The sequence below is a fragment of the Pseudoalteromonas sp. AWH4_217 genome, assembly GCF_056161105.1.
Map to the genome: position 1 here is coordinate 1 of NZ_JBSWYM010000003.1, position 18,900 is coordinate 18,900.

Consider the following 18,900-nt stretch of genomic DNA (forward strand, 5'->3'; position numbering starts at 1 on the left):
GATTCGAAAGAGTCGGGCTTTTTTGCGTTTGGGTTTAAAAATATTTTAGGTGAGAACGCTGACATTTCTCCATTCAAACAGGCCTACACTGTCGTCATCCCGTACTTGATGCGGGATCTACCAACAGACCACTCCGTACGTATGACAAATACACCGGAGCAAACCTACTCAGTACTGAAAAACAGGTTTAAATGGATCCCGCATCGCGTGCGGGATGACAACGGAGTTGTTGTTGGAGGTGTGGTAGAGCAGGGTAAACCTGGAGCCGCTGCTGGAAGGCGACACTTTATGTGTAGTAAATACGCCGGCTCAAACATACTCCTTGCTTTCATGATGTATAGAGTGATTTCTGACGAAGTGTCATGTATTTTTCCATTCAAACAGGTCTACACTACCGTCATCCCGCATCGCGTGCGGGATGACGACGGAGTTGCTGTTGGAGGTGTGGTAAAGCAGGGCAAACCTGGAGTCGCTGCTGGAAGGCGACACTTTACGTGTAGTAAATACGCCGGCTCAAACATACTCCTTGCTTTCATGATATATAGAGCAATTTCTGACGAAGTGTCATGTATTTCTCCATTCATACAAGTCCACACTGCCGTCATCCCGCACTTGATGCGGGATCTACCAACAGACCACTCCGTACGTATGACAAATACACCGAAACAAACCTACTCAGCACTGAAAAACAGGTTTAAATGGATCCCGCATCGCGTGCGGGATGACGACGGAGTTGTTGGAGGTGTGGTAGAACAGGGTAAGCCAGGAGCAACCGCTGGAAAACTACACTGTACGTATAGCAAATACAACTACTCAAACATGCTCCTTTTTGCAACGCAAGTGGGTCTGTGTTCAATGAAAGTACCTACTATCACTCTGTCGCATAGATGCGCCTTTACAGCTTGCTCTTAGACTAAGGTCGCAGAATATGTTGGCTGTATGATTTTTGTTCGCTCTGTTACTCTGAGAGGGCAGGCCATCAACTCTTAAAACGTCGGCGCGGCCTGCGTTTGCCGACAAATACAACATGGAAAAGGTAATGAAATATAAAAACTTATTAATGGCGTTGCCATTGCTTGGTGCGATGGAAGTCGCGCTTGCGGTTGACTGTAGTAACTTAACTGACTGGCAGGCTCAGAGTGTGTATACCAAAGGGGACTCAGTTACTTTTCAGTCTGTGAGTTACACCGCAAAGTGGTGGACTCAGAATCAAAACCCCGCAAATAACTCTACGACTTATGCTGTATGGAATAAGGATGGTAATTGCGATGCAACTGATCCGGTACCACAAGTAACCGTCACCTCACCGAGCAACAATGCGAGCATTATTATCGGGACGCCGGTCGATCTGGCTGCATCTGTTTCTCATCCGCAGAGTGTTGCGATTGAGCGGGCTGAATTTTTTATCGATGGAACGCTGATTGCGACAGACAATACCGCGCCGTATTCTGTACCCTGGCAAGCACAAGGACTAGGTAGCCATCAGTTGCAGGTATTTGCAGTCGATGCCGCAGGCGGCAGAGGGGAGTCCAGCGCTGTAAACTTTACAGTCGCTGTCGATGATTTCCCTCCGGGTGATCCTAATTTTAAAATTGTCGGCTACTTCCCAAGTTGGCAGGGGGCTGTCAGTGATATCCAGTTTGACAAACTGACGCATATCAATTACTCATTCTTGTTACCTAACGCGGATGGCACGCTTCAGCCGCTTGAAAATTTGAGCAAAATGACAGCGCTGGTAAATTCTGCGCATGCAAACAATGTAAAAGTTGGCATTGCCATAGGTGGCTGGAATGGTGGCGATGACAGCGCATTCGAAACATTTGCGGCGTCAGCGCAAGGTCGCGCGACGTTTGTACGTGAAGTAGTGGCCTTCGTAGAGCTGCATAATCTGGATGGTGTAGATATGGACTGGGAATATCCGGATCCTGGCACCTCTGCTAATAACTATGCGTTGTTGATAAAGGAGTTAAGCGCAGAGTTACGTGCTCGTGGTAAGTTCCTGACCGCTGCGGTTGTTGCGTTAGGCTATACAGGCGGTGGGGTTCTGGAGTCTGTATTCCAGGATATCGATTTTCTGAACCTGATGGCTTACGACGCGAACAATGGCAACCATGCGTCGATGCAGTATGCCAAAGACTCTATTGAATACTGGCAGAGCCGTGGTCTGAGCAAAGAGAAAACAGTTTTAGGTGTGCCGTTTTATGCGCGCCCAACCTGGAAGGCATATCGGACATTGGTGCAGGAAAACCCAGCGAACGCCTGTCGGGATACAGATGGCAGCAGTTATTACAACGGTATTCCAACCATTCGAGCAAAAACTGAGTATGCCAAGCTAAACGCGGGCGGTATTATGAACTGGGAGTTGTCTCATGACAGCAAGGGAGCAGCTTCATTGCTCACTGCAAAATGGGAAGTTGCAAAAGGCCTGGCCCCCAGTTATAGCTGTCAGTAATTCATCAATAATCACAGAGTTCAGCGGCAAATGCAGCTGCTGAACTCTGTGTTTAGTAAAATTGTTTTAGCGTGTCCAGATCCGGCAGTAAAGGCAGATTAGATAGCCTGTTTTGCCAGTGCTGGATAACTTCAGGTATGCTCTCGTAATGAGGGTGAAGCAAATAGCTACCCAGTAGTACCACGATTAATTGAAGGATTGATGCCAGCGGAGCACTGGTTGCAACCGGTTTAAGCGCGCTGCCAAACGAAGATTTCAGTTCGTTATTATTAATATCCACCGCGTAACACTCATCCAGGATCAGGTGGGTCAACATGCCGAGCGTGACCATTACACCGCATAGCAGCGCAAAAGGCAGCGCTTTACCCAAAAATAAGGGCATGTTAACCGCGATAACGGCAAACATTATCACAGACAATAGTGAGTGGCTTGCGCCGCGGTGAATGGTATAGCTTTCGAAGATAGGTTTCAGGGCGTACATAAAAAGCAAATAGATGCCAATCCCAGACAACCAAATGGTGAGCAATGAATTAAACTCGATGGCCAGGGGCAGGCTGATTGCAGTGCAAAGCGCGAAAATTGAAAACAAACTGTTTAAAGAGCGTGATTTATCGGCATCAAGGTCGGGGAGTAATCCCGCTAACGAGCCAACGATAAATAACACAAGCATATCGTTGAGGCCTGCCAGGTTGGTTGCCAGTATAACGGATGAAGCGGCGGCGCTCACCACCACGGATGCTTTAAAGTGAGTTGCAAAATTAGCCACTGAATATATTTCCGAATGAATGGAGACTACATCAGCCACAGAAAGTGTCTGTGGCTGCTCTATCGGTCTGATCATAATGACATTTTCAACATATGACTAGTCCAAAAAAGGCTACTTAAAGCGATTGGAACAGCAGGGTAAACCAGGCAACGAACAGGGTGATACTGCCAAGGGCAAAAGCCAGTGTGCGCATTTTCAGATTGTGCCCAAGTATATGCTCGTAGCAATGCCAATATCGCGCTGCAACAAATACGGTGCTGTACACATACCAAATTTGGCTTTGAATCCCCTGAACGTGCAGCAGGAGTAACAGACAAATAAACAAGACTGGCAGCTGGAACTGATTGTCATAGCTGTTGGTTAATAGCCTTATCCGTTCAGGAAAGCCGTCTTTACTGACAAAGCGTATGTCTGTCAGAGATATTTTCCGTTGGTAGACTGCCCGAATACGCAAGGTGGCAGTGGTAAACCACAATAAGGTGTAAAGTAACACTAAGAAAAAGATAGGGATATGGATCCACATTGGGTTGTTCCTTTTTTAATTAAGACTGGTTTTACTTTATCTGAGGCAAGCGATAAGTTACTGTGTCAATATTGACTAATTTCAGGTTAAAAGTGACATGCAGGTTGTACTTTTGTGTCCTCCTAAAGTATTCGCCAGCGCATTAACTGGTGTAATAGACATCTTCAACGTGGCTAATCAGGTAATGGGCAGGCAATTTTTCACCTGGAAAATTGCAGCACTGAGCAGCGAGCTTCGGGTTGCCAGTAGCCAGGGGCTGACGATCCACTGTGATGCCACTTTGACTGAGCTAAGAGATTACGATGCCATTGTTTGGGTGGGGGCTCAGTACAGCGGGTCTGATACCTTGTGGAAGCAATGCAGAGAGGTAAATCAGGCGCTTAATGGGCTTGATAATACACTCAACGGTTGCCGCTATCATTTAGCGGGCTGTTGCGGTGTTGCTTATCTGGCCGCAACAGGATTGCTTAACGAACACAGGGTTACTGCGAGTTGGTGGTTAGCGCCATTTTTTGCCAAGTACTTTCCGCATATAGACTTTAAAGCAGATGAAATAGTGTTTCGTAGTGATAACGTTTACACCGCTGGGGCGGCACACAGTTACTTACACCTGATCCTGACCTTTATCAGCGATATGGCAGGAAAAAAGGTCGCGGAGCAAATAGCCTCTTGGCTGGCAATTCCGCAAAAGTCGGCAAATCAAAATCAGTTTATCAGGCTTAGCGTGCTACTGGATCATGCAGATGAACAAGTCAGAGCGGTACAATCACTTATCGATGAAAAGCTCAACGAGACCTTGAGTCTGAAAACTCTGGCAGGCGCGGTGTATATGTCAGAGCGTACTTTGATCCGGCGTTTCAAACAACACGTAGGCATGACGCCCATGGACTACGTTCGCCTGGTACGGCTGGAGAAATCCAAACATCTACTGGCTGGTTCCACTTTATCTCAGGAGCAGATCGCGTATAAGGTCGGCTACCAGGACCCGCAAGCGCTGGCGAAACAGTTTAAGAAACACTTCCAGATTAGTATGAGGGCGTTCAGAGAATAATAGTAATTTAGTATATGTATTTTGTTCTGTTACTGTTATAAAAGTACTAAGTGTCATTGTGGACTCTGCAATTATGAACGCACACCTTGGTCTGGTCGCTTTTTGCCTGACAACTCTCGTCGCCTGCGGTGGTGGCTCCTCTGACAGTGGTGGTGCCACTGATAACAATTCATCTAATACGACAGCGAATGCAAACAACGGCCAGCAGCCCTCGGGTGGGGCAGATTCGCCTTCAGATGAGAATTCTGGTGGTGCAGTCGATCCATCTGGTGATCAGGGAGAGGGGGGCGGCGACTCTGAGCCGCAAAATGCGCCCCCTGAGGTAGAAGTCTCTGTTGTTCAACCCGAGGTCGTTAAGGGGGCGCCGTTGACTTTATCTGCAAACGTTGCAGATCCTCAGGACACCTCATTTAGTTACCTTTGGAAACAGCTTACCGGGCCTCCAGTAGAGCTGGGCGATGTTACTGGCCCAATTCTCACCGTAACCTTGCCTGAAACCTATCAGGCTCAAGGTGATAACTATCAATTTTCTGTGACCGTTACGAATGCTCAGGGCGCTGAAACAACAACAGAAATCGAGGTTTACGCCAGCAATGCAATGTCTGATATACAGGCAGCCATGCTACTGCATCAGGGCACGATGGGACCGACACTTGAAGAAGTGAATGCAGCAACAGGCATGAGTGAAGAGCAGTGGTTAGCTGACCAAATGGCCTTGCCGGCAACGTATCACTCGCCATTACTGGAGAACTATCCAGATAGGGATACCCCATATCAAATCAACCGCATAGATGCCTGGTGGAAGGCCACTTTGCATGCCGACGACCAGCTCAGACAGCGAGTAGCCTTCGCTTTAAGTGAAATATTTGTGGTATCCGATGCAAACAATGCACTTAAAGGTGAGCCAGAAGGGATGCTGGCATACTACGATTTATTGCTTGAACATGCGTTTGGTAACTACCGTAGTTTGCTGGAAGCCGTAACCTTGTCTCCTGTGATGGGGACCTACCTGAGTCATCTGGGCAACGAAAAAGCGGATCCTGAACGGAATATCCGCCCTGATGAAAACTACGCGCGTGAAGTCATGCAGCTATTCACTATTGGGCTTGAAGTGCTAAACCAGGATGGCACTGTCAAGCTGGACGAAGGTAATCAGCCCATTGCTACTTATTCGCAGCAGGAAATCACCGGGTTTGCCCGGGTATTTACCGGCTGGACCTTTGCTTTTTCAGCACGCTGGAATCGCCCGAGCCGAAACTTCTCTCTGCCTATGCAGGCATTTCCGGAATATCACTCCGCGCTTGAAAAAACGCTGTTAAATGGTGTTGTGATCCCTGCCGGAGTTGGACCTGAAGAGTCTATGCAGATGGCGCTGGATAACTTGTTCAACCATCCTAATGTGGGCCCTTTTATCAGCAAGCAACTGATCCAACGTTTGATCACCTCCAACCCCTCTGCTCAGTATGTTGAACGGGTAGCAGAGGTGTTTAATGACAACGGCAACGGCGTTAGAGGGGATTTGAGCGCGGTGGTCCGCGCAATATACCTCGATGACGAAGCCCGGCGATATGGTTCGGTACTTACCTATCAGGGTAAAATCAAGGAGCCACTGCTAAAAGGTGTTCAGATGTGGCGCACATTGAACGCCCACAGCGAAGAAGGTAACTATTTCACCTGGAACCTCGATGACAGGTATGGTCAGGGTCCGATGTTATCACCATCAGTATTTAATTTTTTCCGGCCTGACCACCAACCGGCAGAGCTCAGCGCCCAGGGGTTATTTGCGCCTGAATTACAGATAGCCAATGATGCAGCTATGATAGGCACTCTAAATCAACAATATAGTGACCTAATATGGCGAATGGCAGAGCGCCACACGACCTTGAATCCATCAGCGATTTACCTGTATGGCCACAGTGATATTACTTTGCTGGAGTCAAACGGTCTGAGCGCTTTGCTGAACAGATACAACGTGCTGTATTTTGCCGGCAATATGTCAGAGTCGACTCGCAATGCCCTGATTGAGCTGGACGAATACTTCAGCAATAAGAGTACCGCAGACAGGGTTGGACAGCTTTTATTCATGGTGTCGTTATCACCTGAATTTAATGTGCAGTATTAGGAGGCAAAGAAGATGAACAAAAGCAGAAGAGACTTTTTGTCATTGTGCCTGAAAGGCGGCATGTCTGCGGCGGCGCTAACCAGTTTACAGCTTCAGGCCCTCTCTGGCAGCATACAGGCGCGCAGTTTTTCTGACTATAAAGCACTGGTGTGTGTGTATCTATATGGTGGCAATGACTCGATGAATATGCTGGTGCCGCTGAGTGGTGAGCCACGCACCTGGTATGAAGCAAGCAGACAAAATCTGGCCGTGCAGGGAGCGACGGTTCTCAATCCGACAAGTGAATTCGAAGGGGGAGTGGGGTTGCATCCGGCATTGAATGCACTGCAGCCGCACTTTGAACAGCAATCGCTTGCTTTCGTCGGTGGGGTCGGTACATTAATTACACCAACGTCTTTGACACAATACAAAGCTAACAGCGTTCCACTGCCACAGCATCTATTTTCTCATAATGATCAGCAAGCGACTTGGATGCATGGTCAGGAAAAACAGACTTTGAATACCGGCTGGGGTGCCAGGCTGTTAGAGCGGCTGGATCAAGGTACGGTATTTGGCAGTAATATCACAATTGATGGAGCTAATCCCTGGCAAACAGGTACCAACACCAGTGCTTTTGCGCTAAGTAAAAGTGGGATCAGTAAAATAAATGCATTGAGTGGCTATGAACCGCGTGTTGAACATGTGCGGCGTGTTATGCAAACCTTATTTAGTGAGGCTGCACACCCCTTGGCTGCAGCTTATGCGAGCAGGTTGAATGGCTCTATTGATCACACCTTGCATATGAATACCTTACTTGAGCAGGCACCGACTTTAACCACTGAATTTGGTGAATCTAGCTTGTCTGCGCAACTCGCTGCAGTTGCAAAAACCATCAGCATTCAGTCTCAGCTCGGTGCTAAACGGCAGATTTTCTTCGTATCCATGGGCGGCTTTGATACGCACGACAATCAGGAATCAACCCATCCGGCTTTATTGGAAGGACTGGCGCAAAGCATGGTCGAATTTCAAAGTGCAATGGCTGAACTTAACCTGGCAGAGCAGGTGACCACATTTACTATGTCCGATTTTGGACGCACTTTGACCTCGAATGGTGATGGTACAGATCATGGTTGGGCGGGCAACCAATTGGTATTGGGTGGCGCAGTGAATGGAGGGGATGTACACGGAGCTATGATGGCACAACGACTTGATGGGAGTGAAGATGTTGGCGGTGGGCGCCTGATCCCTGCGTTCAGTAACGAGCAGTATTTTGCGCCGCTTGCACGTTGGTTTGGTCTTGCCGACAGTGAATTGACAGAACTGTTTCCCAATCTCAGTCATTTTGATGCGCAGGCACTGTCCTTATTTAAGAGTTAGTATTTCGGTTTTTCTTCAACGACTGGCGTGGTAAATTAGCTCGTGAAATGTCACGAGGTAAGCTATGTCTTCAGTAATTGCACAATTTTTGAATGATCCCCGCCTGTTGCTTAATGCCGTGGGCGAAGGGATCTATGGATTTGATCTGTCCGGCAATGCGGTTTTCATTAATCCGGCTGCTGAAAAAATGACCGGCTGGTCAGCGGATGATTTACTAGGCAAGAAAATTCATCAGTATCACCACCATAGTTATGCAGACGGCACACCTTATCCAGCTGATCATTGTCAGATTTATCGCACTATGTTTGACGGCAAGACTCGCCATGTCACTGATGAAGTATTCTGGCGAAAAGATGGCAGTTGCTTTGCCGTAGAATATACCTCAACACCGGTTTTTAAAGATGAGCAGATAATAGGTGCTGTCGCGATATTTCGCGATATATCCAAACAAGTTGAAGCTGAGCAGGCACTGAGGAACGCACTTGAACAGGTTCAGACACTTTCTGAACAGCTTAAAGATGAAAATAGTTACCTCCTTGCAGAGATCAATGAAGACTGGCAAGACTCGGGGCTGGTGGGACAGAGTCATATTTTTCAGACTATGCTCGAGCAGATCAAGCTGGTGAGCCAGACTGATAGTACCGTACTTATCTTGGGTGAAAATGGCACCGGTAAAGAGCTGGTCGCACGTAACTTGCACCGTTTGAGCCTGCGTAACACACAGCCCTTTGTACGGGTTAATTGCGCAGCATTTTCGCCGAGTTTGCTGGAATCTGAGTTATTTGGCCATGAAAAAGGGGCGTTTACAGGGGCGAATGAAAGACGCAAGGGGCGTTTTGAATTAGCACATCAGGGAACATTGTTTTTGGATGAAATTGGCGAATTACCATTGGAAGCGCAGAGTAAGCTACTGAGAGTGCTGCAGGAGCAGGAGTTTGAACGTGTTGGCGGTAGCAAAACGATTTCCGTGGACATTCGTGTCATAGCTGCCACAAACAGAGACTTATGGCAAATGGTCGAAAAAGGCGAATTCAGGATGGACTTATATTATCGGCTGAACGTCTTTCCAATCAAAGTGCCCGCGCTCAGAGAACGCCTGGAGGACATTCCACTACTGTGTGCCAATATGCTATCCCGGCTCAATGCACGTTTGGGCAAGCATTTGAGGGGCATTGCCAAGTCTTCGCTGGCAAAACTACAGGCGTATGACTGGCCCGGTAATATCCGCGAATTGCAAAATATTCTGGAACGTGAAGCCATTTTAACGACTGGCAGAACATTGAGGCTGACCCAGGCATTGGCAGCTAATACCAGTGGCGTCGCTGTAGCTCAGGATTTATCCCTTGAACATGCTCAACGTGAGCACATAGTAACGGTGCTTGATCTTTGCCAGTGGCGTGTAGCAGGTGAGCAAGGTGCTGCAGCCCTGCTAGGTATGCCTGAAAGCACCCTGAGATCTAAAATGAAAAAGCTAAATATTCAAAGGGATCGCGAAATATAACGGGTTTTCGCGATATTTCACGACTCTAATTTCTTGGTTGTTTGTAATTATTAGCTAAAACAATAGGTTAAAAACTTTCAGTTTGGTCTGAAACTTGCAAATTGTATGGTGTGTTTCACTGACAATAAGCAAGTATTATGAAGTTCGATATTAAAGAAGAAGATATGATCATCAAGCCCTATAAGCAGGACGGGCCGATCTATATCCGTGAGCAAAAGGGGCCTTTTCAGCAGATCCGTCGCTACCTGGGCTGGTTCCTTATGCTGGTTTTCATTGCTATTCCCTGGATCCCATACAAAGGCCAGCAGGCCGTGTTGCTGGACGTGGCTTCTCAGCAGTTTCGTATTTTCGGCGTGACTTTATTACCACATGATTTCATGATCCTGGCCTGGGTATTTATGGCCGGCGCGTTTGGCTTGTTTTTTGTAACTAACTGGTTGGGTAGGGTGTGGTGTGGTTACACCTGTCCACAAACGATTTGGATGCTGATGTTCACTTGGGTTGAACATCGGATCGAAGGGACTCGAAACCAAAGGATTAAGCTGGATAAAAGTAATTGGGATAGTAAAAAGATCTCTAAAAAGTTGGCAAAACATGCCGTATGGGTACTCATCTCCGTCTTTACTGCCACTTCTTTCATGGCCTATTTTGTGCCAGCAAAAACACTCTATACCGAGATGTTTACTCTGCAATGGTCTGGCCTGGTCAGTTTCTGGGTCTTCTTGTTCGCGTTTTGTACTTATGGAAACGCAGGCTTCCTGCGAGAGAAAATGTGTAATGTAGCTTGTCCTTATTCTCGTTTTCAATCTGTGATGTTTGACAAAGATACCTTAGTCGTATCATACGATGCGGCACGGGGTGAAAACCGAGGCCCCAGAAAGCGCAAGGCAGATCACAAAGCATTGGGGCTGGGTGATTGTGTTGATTGTAATTTATGTGTTGAAGTGTGTCCGGCTGGCATCGACATCAGAAACGGATTGCAATATGAATGCATTAACTGCGGACTCTGTATTGATGCATGTGATGAGACGATGAACAAGTTTGGTTATGACACCGGACTTATCAAGTACACCAGTGAAAATACACTATCAGGCAAAAAGACCAATCCATTCAGGCTTAAGTTGGTTGGCTATGCGGCCTTATTCGCCATGATTGTTGTCACTATGGTGATTTGGGCGATGAACCGTACGCCTATAGAAGCTTCGGTGATCCGTGACCGAAATGCGTTATACCGAGTAAACTATGAAGGACTGGTTGAAAACCCCTATACATTGAGCATTATCAACAAAACGCAGCAGGTTCTGCATTATCGGATCGGTATAAGTGGGATAGAGCACGCGACTCTTTCGGCGCCCGATTCTATTAAGATTGAAGCGGGGCAAATGCTGCTAGTGCCTGTAACTGTTACCGCTGATGGTTACGATCTTAGTCGCACTGCAACGCCCATTAACTTTATCGTGACAGCTGAAGAAGATGCCGGCATCACGATTGAAAAAGAAAGTTACTTCTACAAAAATCGCTAAAGGCGTTTTAATTTCGGTCTTCTCCGATGTACACCTCATTACTGAGTTTATTTGTCTCAGTGATGAGGTGTCTATTCAGTTTGCTTTTTAAATGATCCGGTAGCCATTTTAACATAATCGTTTTGTATTCATCCTCTTTGACCAATCTGATGAGTGCATTGTCAAAGAGCTGAACCAGTTTTTTACCAGCTGCATTGTTGGTACAGCCAATATAGCCTTTGGCGACAAGTGGCACGCCAGACAGGGACAGCTGAGTCAGGTTGTCTGTTCCAAGACGTTTACTCAGATAGTAATGCTCACTGGGGTAGCCCAGCACTAAATCGACACGCTTCTTCAGTAACATGTTGGTCAGGCTTTGTAAGGTGTCCCATCCTGGTCTGACAACAATCTGGTCGCGTGGTAATCGTGCAATGAGCTGGTCCAGTGCTTGTCCATATGAGCGGCTTTGGGCAACGCCAAGAGTAAGCCCATGTTTGATGACCAGATCGACCAGGGAGATATCCTGATGGACGTTCAGACCCAGTGCACTGGCTGTTTCTTTGCGAAGCGCCAAACCGGGTGCCAGGCCCAGCGTTGAATAGTGTTTTGTATAGGTGATGTGCTTTTCCCTGCTTTTTGTCTTGTATAAGGAGACCATACAGTAACCAGAGTGACTGTGGCTAAGCTCATAAATGGCGCGGCTTGCGGGAAACCCCTGGCGCTGATGTTGCCGATTATCAATCAAAGTATGTAAGAGCGTAATCAGTTGCTCATCCCGGCCTTCGCCTTCGTCCCGGTCTGAGTAGATGTAGTAGGGCGGAAAATCTATGGTGATCCATGATATGACGTCGTTATCGGTGCGTGCATGACAAAATAGAGTAAAACATGTTAACAGCAACAAAAAAACTTTCACGCAATACTCCGACAGTGTTACCTGACTAATCAGTGTAGCAGAGGCGATTTAAAACGCAGGAACGGTTGTACAGCTCGGTTCTTTAAAAGGGGGTGTTTAACACCATTTATTTTTTAAATTATTTTTACAAATTGCAAAGGTTTGCTACATTTTAAAGGTTCCCCTAGAGTTTTGCGCTAATTTAAGAACATGGACAGTCAAACTCAGTTACGCTGCAATCGGTGCATTTTTCAGTTAAGATCAGGGGTTGGCGTAACAATAATAATTTTACTGGAAATAAGAGAAAAAATTATGGTTACGCTCATCGTTGGTGACATATTCGGTCATAGTGACTATCTTGAGGACTTTGCACAGAACCTGGGGACGGATTACAAAGTCAGTTCGCCCTACGGCGAGTATGAGGCCAAAGTAAATCTTCCAGAAAGTCAGGTATATCAGAGCTTTGTTGATGAAGTTGGGCATGACAAATATATGAGGCAGGTGTTTGATGACATCCTTGCACATCAACCTGATCTCATCATCGCCTTCAGCGCTGGGGCTGTTGCAGCTTGGCGTGCTCTGTCAGCAATTGCGCTCAAAAGCTCCGTTAAACTCATTGCTTTTTATCCCGGGCAGATCCGTAATTACCTGCATCTCAACCCCGGGTGTCGAGTCGATGTTTTCTTCCCCTATCAGGAAAGCCATTTTGACATTGTGCCAATAATGGAAATTTTGCAACAACAGCCGAATATCGAATGTTTTCGCACCCGATATGAGCACGGGTTTATGAATAGTCTGTCAGGCCATTATAACAGCGATGCTTATGGGCATTATCTGGCGAAATGTCAGGAGGAAGTAGCGCAATTAGCAAAGATCAAATTTAACTATCGGCGTATCAAAGATGAACTAGACTTAGTGTCATCTTAATCGTTGTGGGCACTTAATACACCCCAGTTATCAGTCATGGAAGTACAGCCTAAGGTTGTGAAGTGGTGGTTGCTGATAATTTAAAGGAGCAGTGATAGCAAACTGATTTGGTATCGCTGTGTTTTAGCGCCGCATGTTACCACCGCAATAGAAGGAGTTTTCTATGTCTGAAAAACTAACTGTCCCTTATCGACATTTTCTTGGCAATCCGATTGCTAAACCCCCGTGCAGAATGCTTAATGCAATGATGTACGGATTTTTTGTGAAGGGAAAAATTGAAAAAATACAAGCCTTTTTCGACGCTACGTTGAACTCCGTTCCGAACGAAACCAATACGTATAAAGCCATTTCTTCACACTGCCTGCTAACGTTCACGGACATCGAAAATATTGCTTCCAAAGTACCACCGTTTAGTAATTATGGCTATATGCAGGAAACAGACATCATCATTTGGGTACCTGTTGCTGAGGTGTGTAAAAATACCAACCGCATGACTCACCTATACTGGTATCCGGCATTCATCACAGTTAATAACATTAATGCGCTGATCAATGGCCGTGAGACCTGGGGGTACAATAAGTACTTGTGTCGCTACGAAATGCCTGCGGATCGCCGTCATGCTGACCACTTTTCACTGAGCCTCGAAACATTTCAACCTTATGATCCAAATAAGAAAATGGCCTGGTACGAGCTGTTGTCTATTGATCGTGTTGCTGATGATGACACCTGGTTTGAAGAGGCGGTTGAGATCAGTAAGGAAGTTGCTGAGCTACTGCACGAAAGTGCGAGCGAAATCGATATTAGTAGTGAGTTTATCAAGCAATTACTCACCGGGTTTACAAACCCAATGTTGGATCAAATTTTCTTTAAGCAGTTTCCCGACGGATTTGCCACAAACAGTGTTTATAGTGCCGTTGTTCATTCACCCTCGGAGGTTAAAAAACTACACAAGCTGGGCTTTTTGAAAGATGAGTACAAAGTCACTTTTAACCAGGTTGAGGCATTCCCGCTTGAAGATATGTTTGGGATCCCTGTCGGGGAGCAATTTGCCAAGCTGCCTTATTACCTATGTATGGACTTTGACCAGGATGGCGCACACGAGATTGTCAGGGCCGAGTTGGGGTAGGTGGATGCAATGAGTAAAGAAAAAATAGCAATTTTGGGTGGTGGTGTGTCAGCCATGACCGCAGCGGTCTATTTGACTGAGAAAGAAAACTGGCAGGAAGAATACGACATTACGGTATACCAGCTGGGTTGGCGGTTAGGAGGAAAAGGGGCGAGTGGACGTAATCCGGATGTGCACGAGCGTATTGAAGAGCATGGCTTACATGTTTGGTTTGGAGCGTACGTCAACTCATTTCGGGCTATTGAAACGGTTTATAATAACCTGGACAGGCCCAGCTCAGTACCGATTGCAACCTGGCAGCAAGCACTAAAACCACATAGTTTTGTAGTGTTGCAGGAGTACATAGACAATGAGTGGGAAACCTGGCCGATTGATTTTCCATTGGTACCAGGTAATCCTGCAGATGGCACGTTAGATCTGCACTTTTGGCAGTTGATCCAGATGACTATTGCCTGGCTACACAAATGGATTGATGGACTGGAAGACGAGGTTGAGGCTGCGCATCGGGAAATCCGCTTACAAACTCGTAAGCGCCGTGACCGTGGCTTGCTCCAGCACCTTGCGAGTGAGATCACTTCGGCATTTGACAGTTTGGAAGACAAAGTGTCTGATTTTTTTGACAGCGCTCAAGATGAGGCAAAGGAAATCTGGTCTACTCCCAGATTGTTGATCACCCAGCTGCATGAGTTACTCAACTTACGGGCTGCAGATAAGAACTTGTCAAACAGCCGAGATCGATTGGTGACCTGGTATATTGTCCGTAAGCTCAAACGCTGGCTCAGAGCAGAAGCTCGAGATTTACTGGACGACCATCCAGTGATCAGGCGTTTATACATTTGCGCCGATCTGGCTATCGCAATGTTAATAGGTCTGCTTAGGGATCATGTCCACTCAGATGGCTTTGAAGCCATAAACAAATATGACTTTAAAGCCTGGTTAAAGCGCAACGGCGCAGATGAATTGTATGTAGTTGAATCGGCTCCTGTGAGGGGGTTTTATGATCTGGTTTTTGGCTATGTCGATGGTGATTTTGACAAGGGGAATGTAGAAGCGGGTGTCGCTTCGTTGGCGATGTTGCGTTTGATGCTGTGCTACCGTGGTGGAGTGATGTGGAAAATGCAAGCGGGCATGGGCGACATCATCTTTTCACCTATCTATGAATTACTCAGCAAGCGAGGCGTGAAATTTGAGTATTTCCATCAGGTGGATGAACTGATCCCGGTATCGCAGGACGGTGAATATGTGGTTGATGAAATCACAATGACGCAGCAAGTTAAGCTGAAAAATGGTCACTATGACCCGTTTGTAGACGTCAAAGGGCTACCATGTTGGCCGGATCGGCCTAACTATGAGCAGATAGACGATGCGCAGGCTGCGTTGTTGCAACAGCACAATGTCAATCTGGAATCATTCTGGAGTAATTGGTCGGCACTTTATGAAGCCGAATTTGGTACTCCTTTACCCCGACTATCACTGAAGCGAGGGCAAGACTTCGATAAAGTGATCTTTGGCATCTCAGTGGGCGGACTGGAACATTTGTGTCCTCAACTGTTGGCATTAGATGGTGGGCTCAGGTTGCAAAGCAGTGAAGTTAAAACGGTGGCAACGCAAGCGTTTCAGGTTTGGCTAAATCAAACTGACGAGCAGCTCGGGTTTGACTACACACCGCCCAGTGAAGAGCGGCCTATACTCAGTGGCTTTTCACAACCATTTGATACCTGGGCTGCGATGTCTTTCTTGTTACCACGCGAAGACTGGCCGGCCAACGGCCCAAAAAATATCGCTTATTTTTGCAGTGCATTTGGCTGTGAGGAATATCCGCCCAGCCATGATCATGGTTTCCCCGCTGAGCAAAAGGCCAAAGTTAAAGTTAATGCGATTAACAAGCTGGCAACTGAAATGAAACCGCTGTGGCCCAATGCTTACAATGCTGCAGGGCAGTACAATTGGAACACACTCTATGACGATAGCATTGCGCAAGGTGAAGAGCGATTTGACAGCCAGTACTGGCGTGTGAATGTTGACCCCAGTGAGCGCTATGTATTATCGGTTGTGGATAGTAGTCAGTACAGGTTACCAACGGACGGCACTGTGTTTAGAAACTTGTATCTGACAGGAGACTGGATCAGTACGGGCGTAAATGCCGGGTGTGTAGAAGCCGCAGTAATGGCTGGCATGCAAACTTCGCGTGCAATTTGCGGGTTGCCGGAAAACATCAGTGGGGAGGATGGATTTAAACCTGATTAAGTTGGCTCAGATAACTGGTCAGGTAACTGGTCAGGTAACTGGTCAGGTAACAGCGTTAGCTAACTACTGATAGAATATACAAAAGGCCTCCAATTTTGTTGGAGGTCTTTACATTTAGACTATACTCAAACAAGCACAAGCGTGAAGCAGAAAAAGAGCACGGATATGTTTAAACTCTCAGCGATCTCAATATCATTAATTTCAGTTTTTCTCTCTCCCGTATGTGTTTTTGCAAGCAATGATAGTATGGAAGTCATCGAGGTATATGCGCAAAAACGTAAGCAAACACTAGAGGAAGTGAGTATCTCAATCGCCACACTCAATGGCGATAACATGACCCAGCAGGGCATTAAAGATATCAGCGAATTGGGTGGGTATGTCGCCAATTTTAAGGTCAGTCAGAATGCAGCAGAAGGCACACCACCTGCTTTGAATATTCGTGGTGTCGGGTTGATAGATTACAATACGGCCAATACGTCACCTATAGCTATGTATATAGACGGCAGACCTGTCGGTTCTGCAAACAATCAGATTGCGAACTTGTTTGATGTTGAACAAATTGAAGTGTTAAAAGGACCTCAGGGCACCCTGTTTGGCCGTAATAGTACCGGTGGTGCATTACTTGTCAGGACCAAGCGGCCAGATGACGGGAATTATGGTTTTATTAAAGCCGGTGTGGGCACTGACGAGTGGCGTCGGGTTCAGGGGGCCTATAATGCAAGGGTGAATGACCAAAGCGCGCTGCGATTTTCCTTTAACCACACTGATTACGAATATACGAGCTACAATTTGTTTGAGCCTTCTCCGGAAGCGGGCCTAAAACAGCAAGACGTCCGTCTCAGTTACTTGGCTGAGTGGGATGCGTTTTCACTGTATGCAAAGCTCGAATATGGTCATTGGGATGGTATTGTCCAGCCAGTTGGCAGCATAGGTATTTACAAAGACCCTGCAAATGGAGTTCGTTGCACCCCGAGTGAAGCGGGAGGCGCGGGATGTTACGACGCATTTGGTTTCAATGATGGCAGCTCGGATTATTGGGCTGTTAGTGTGAATAATAATTCACCGCACTTGTCAATTTATAAAGGCTGGACAGTACAGGGAGACTGGCAGTTATCTGACAGTCAGCAATTGACCTACATAAATGGCTTTAACCGCCTCGACAGGCGCCATGCGTTCAACTGTGATGGAAGCCCAGCCAGGTTATGTGAAGGGGAGCTCGGTCTTAAAAATGAAATCCTCTCCAATGAATTAAGGTACAGTCAAACCATAAACAGAGACCACCTGACACTGGGCTTATTTCATATAGAAGAGCGCATATACCAGGACAACTTTAACGACATTTTACGTGACATGCGTGGTCTGTTAGACACTACCCTGACGAATACTTTTTTCTATGATAATGAAATTATTGTGAAGTCAGCGGCCGTATTTGCTCAGTATGAGTGGCAACTAAACGATGCACACCGTATTACAGTGGGCCTTCGCTACAGCGATGAGACCGTTGATTATGACTCTGTTTCCCGGCTGAATACTGTATTAGATGTGGCACAACTTGATGGTGTGACCATTCCATACTATCGAGTAAATGGAAAAGTGGAGGATGACGGACTATCTGGTCGCCTGGCCTGGAATTATCAGCTTTCAGATCCATTAATGCTCTATTATAGCTTTGCTAATGGGACTAAAAGTGGCGGCTACAATGGTGGCTTACTAGCGACGGAAGAGCAGGCTCGCCTGGCAGACTATGGTCCCGAAGAGTTATATGCCCATGAAGTGGGAGTAAAGTACAACAATGCCGACAACCTGTCGCTCAACGGCGCGTTGTTCTTCTACGATTACAGTGACCAGCAAGTGTTTATGAATCAGGCATCCACTGTGCCTGGTGCTCCGCCATTGCAGCTTCTTGAGAATGTTGGTAGTTCTACAATATATGGCGCAGAGTTCGCTGTGCAATATAAGATGAACGAGTCTTTTAGATTCAGAAGTGCCGCGGGTTACGTGCCCGAAGCGAACTTTGATCAATTCACCGACCCAGTAGGCAATGTATTAACAGACAATCGTTTACCCTTTACCCCAGAGTGGAACATTAATGCGGATCTCACACACTCTTTACCGCTTTGGCAGGGAGAGTTAGTGTCAACAGTTGGGTTTGACTATCAATCAGAATATTACTTCGACCAAAATCAAAACGCCTATGCGATGCAATCAGGATATACTTTATGGCGAGGGAGTGTGCACTTTGAACAAGGTGACTGGCGAGTAGGTATTTGGGGAAAGAACCTATTTGATAAAGAATACAGCCATTTAAAATTCGACTTAAGTGCCTTTTTGGGTATGCTGGAAGACTTTAAAGGAGAGGGGAGACGTCTTGGGGTTGATTTTTCGTATCGGTTTTAGCCGGGCTTTTGCCCTGAGTTATCTAAGTTAAGGTCCGA

Annotated in this window: 14 protein-coding genes; 11 read left to right on the plus strand and 3 right to left on the minus strand. The window is 46.6% G+C overall.

The annotated features are described in order from the left end of the window. A partial coding sequence (locus ACXAH1_RS03450; RefSeq protein ID WP_475193830.1) for a hypothetical protein occupies nt 1-912 on the plus strand: 912 nt, incomplete at its 5' end. Nucleotides 913-1,039: 127 nt separating this feature from the next. After that, nucleotides 1,040-2,452: a glycosyl hydrolase family 18 protein gene (locus tag ACXAH1_RS03455; RefSeq protein WP_475193832.1), complete on the plus strand. Its 1,413-nt coding sequence runs from the start codon at nt 1,040-1,042 to the stop codon at nt 2,450-2,452. A gap of 52 nt (nt 2,453-2,504) precedes the next feature. Here ACXAH1_RS03455 and ACXAH1_RS03460 read toward each other — a convergent pair whose 3' ends face one another. Together ACXAH1_RS03460 and ACXAH1_RS03465 are read right to left on the minus strand one after the other, a co-directional pair. Continuing rightward, a complete protein-coding gene (locus ACXAH1_RS03460) occupies nt 2,505-3,293 on the minus strand; it encodes a metal-dependent hydrolase (protein ID WP_475193834.1) in 789 nt (262 codons plus the stop codon). Nucleotides 3,294-3,333: 40 nt separating this feature from the next. Further along, the gene (locus ACXAH1_RS03465) at nt 3,334-3,741 is read right to left on the minus strand and encodes an MAPEG family protein (RefSeq protein ID WP_475193836.1); all 408 of its coding nucleotides are present in this window, start codon (nt 3,739-3,741) and stop codon (nt 3,334-3,336) included. Between the two features lie 97 nt (nt 3,742-3,838). On the opposite strand from ACXAH1_RS03465, the gene ACXAH1_RS03470 reads away from it, so the two are divergent. The 5 genes from ACXAH1_RS03470 to ccoG all read left to right on the plus strand — a co-directional run bounded on the left by ACXAH1_RS03470 (nt 3,839) and on the right by ccoG (nt 11,294). Further along, the gene (locus ACXAH1_RS03470) at nt 3,839-4,792 is read left to right on the plus strand and encodes a GlxA family transcriptional regulator (RefSeq protein ID WP_475193838.1); all 954 of its coding nucleotides are present in this window, start codon (nt 3,839-3,841) and stop codon (nt 4,790-4,792) included. A 73-nt stretch (nt 4,793-4,865) separates the two neighbouring features. Continuing rightward, nucleotides 4,866-6,914 carry a DUF1800 domain-containing protein gene (locus tag ACXAH1_RS03475; protein WP_475193839.1) on the plus strand — a complete coding sequence of 683 codons (2,049 nt, stop codon included), beginning with the start codon at nt 4,866-4,868 and terminating at the stop codon, nt 6,912-6,914. A 12-nt stretch (nt 6,915-6,926) separates the two neighbouring features. Next, nucleotides 6,927-8,270, plus strand: coding sequence for a DUF1501 domain-containing protein (locus ACXAH1_RS03480; RefSeq protein ID WP_475193841.1), 1,344 nt, complete (start codon nt 6,927-6,929; stop codon nt 8,268-8,270). Nucleotides 8,271-8,334: 64 nt separating this feature from the next. Then, nucleotides 8,335-9,771, plus strand: coding sequence for a sigma-54 interaction domain-containing protein (locus tag ACXAH1_RS03485; RefSeq protein ID WP_475193842.1), 1,437 nt, complete (start codon nt 8,335-8,337; stop codon nt 9,769-9,771). Nucleotides 9,772-9,908: 137 nt separating this feature from the next. Continuing rightward, the gene (ccoG, locus tag ACXAH1_RS03490) at nt 9,909-11,294 is read left to right on the plus strand and encodes a cytochrome c oxidase accessory protein CcoG (RefSeq protein WP_475193844.1); all 1,386 of its coding nucleotides are present in this window, start codon (nt 9,909-9,911) and stop codon (nt 11,292-11,294) included. Between the two features lie 7 nt (nt 11,295-11,301). Here the strand turns inward: ccoG and ACXAH1_RS03495 are convergent, their stop codons facing one another. Further along, nucleotides 11,302-12,186, minus strand: a complete 885-nt coding sequence (locus ACXAH1_RS03495; protein WP_475193845.1) for a hypothetical protein — start codon at nt 12,184-12,186, stop codon at nt 11,302-11,304. A gap of 291 nt (nt 12,187-12,477) precedes the next feature. On the opposite strand from ACXAH1_RS03495, the gene ACXAH1_RS03500 reads away from it, so the two are divergent. The 4 genes from ACXAH1_RS03500 (at nt 12,478) to ACXAH1_RS03515 (ending at nt 18,862) form a co-directional block, all read left to right on the plus strand. Then, nucleotides 12,478-13,092, plus strand: coding sequence for a dienelactone hydrolase family protein (locus ACXAH1_RS03500; protein WP_475193847.1), 615 nt, complete (start codon nt 12,478-12,480; stop codon nt 13,090-13,092). A 163-nt stretch (nt 13,093-13,255) separates the two neighbouring features. Next, on the plus strand, nt 13,256-14,218 hold the full coding sequence (locus tag ACXAH1_RS03505) for an acetoacetate decarboxylase family protein (protein ID WP_253045718.1): 963 nt from the start codon (nt 13,256-13,258) through the stop codon (nt 14,216-14,218). Nucleotides 14,219-14,227: 9 nt separating this feature from the next. Continuing rightward, a complete protein-coding gene (locus ACXAH1_RS03510; protein ID WP_253045717.1) occupies nt 14,228-16,465 on the plus strand; it encodes an NAD(P)-binding protein in 2,238 nt (745 codons plus the stop codon). 165 nt (nt 16,466-16,630) lie between these two features. Continuing rightward, nucleotides 16,631-18,862 (plus strand): TonB-dependent receptor, encoded by a 2,232-nt coding sequence (locus ACXAH1_RS03515; RefSeq protein WP_475193849.1) that lies wholly within the window; start codon nt 16,631-16,633, stop codon nt 18,860-18,862. Nucleotides 18,863-18,900: the final 38 nt, after the last annotated feature.

Coding starts and splice junctions, on each gene's coding strand:
- ACXAH1_RS03455 (WP_475193832.1), top strand. CDS start 1,040: ATGAAATATAAAAACTTATTAATGGCGTTGCCATTGCTTGGTGCGATG.
- ACXAH1_RS03460 (WP_475193834.1), bottom strand. CDS start 3,293: ATGATCAGACCGATAGAGCAGCCACAGACACTTTCTGTGGCTGATGTA.
- ACXAH1_RS03465 (WP_475193836.1), bottom strand. CDS start 3,741: ATGTGGATCCATATCCCTATCTTTTTCTTAGTGTTACTTTACACCTTA.
- ACXAH1_RS03470 (WP_475193838.1), top strand. CDS start 3,839: ATGCAGGTTGTACTTTTGTGTCCTCCTAAAGTATTCGCCAGCGCATTA.
- ACXAH1_RS03475 (WP_475193839.1), top strand. CDS start 4,866: ATGAACGCACACCTTGGTCTGGTCGCTTTTTGCCTGACAACTCTCGTC.
- ACXAH1_RS03480 (WP_475193841.1), top strand. CDS start 6,927: ATGAACAAAAGCAGAAGAGACTTTTTGTCATTGTGCCTGAAAGGCGGC.
- ACXAH1_RS03485 (WP_475193842.1), top strand. CDS start 8,335: ATGTCTTCAGTAATTGCACAATTTTTGAATGATCCCCGCCTGTTGCTT.
- ccoG (WP_475193844.1), top strand. CDS start 9,909: ATGAAGTTCGATATTAAAGAAGAAGATATGATCATCAAGCCCTATAAG.
- ACXAH1_RS03500 (WP_475193847.1), top strand. CDS start 12,478: ATGGTTACGCTCATCGTTGGTGACATATTCGGTCATAGTGACTATCTT.
- ACXAH1_RS03505 (WP_253045718.1), top strand. CDS start 13,256: ATGTCTGAAAAACTAACTGTCCCTTATCGACATTTTCTTGGCAATCCG.
- ACXAH1_RS03510 (WP_253045717.1), top strand. CDS start 14,228: ATGAGTAAAGAAAAAATAGCAATTTTGGGTGGTGGTGTGTCAGCCATG.
- ACXAH1_RS03515 (WP_475193849.1), top strand. CDS start 16,631: ATGTTTAAACTCTCAGCGATCTCAATATCATTAATTTCAGTTTTTCTC.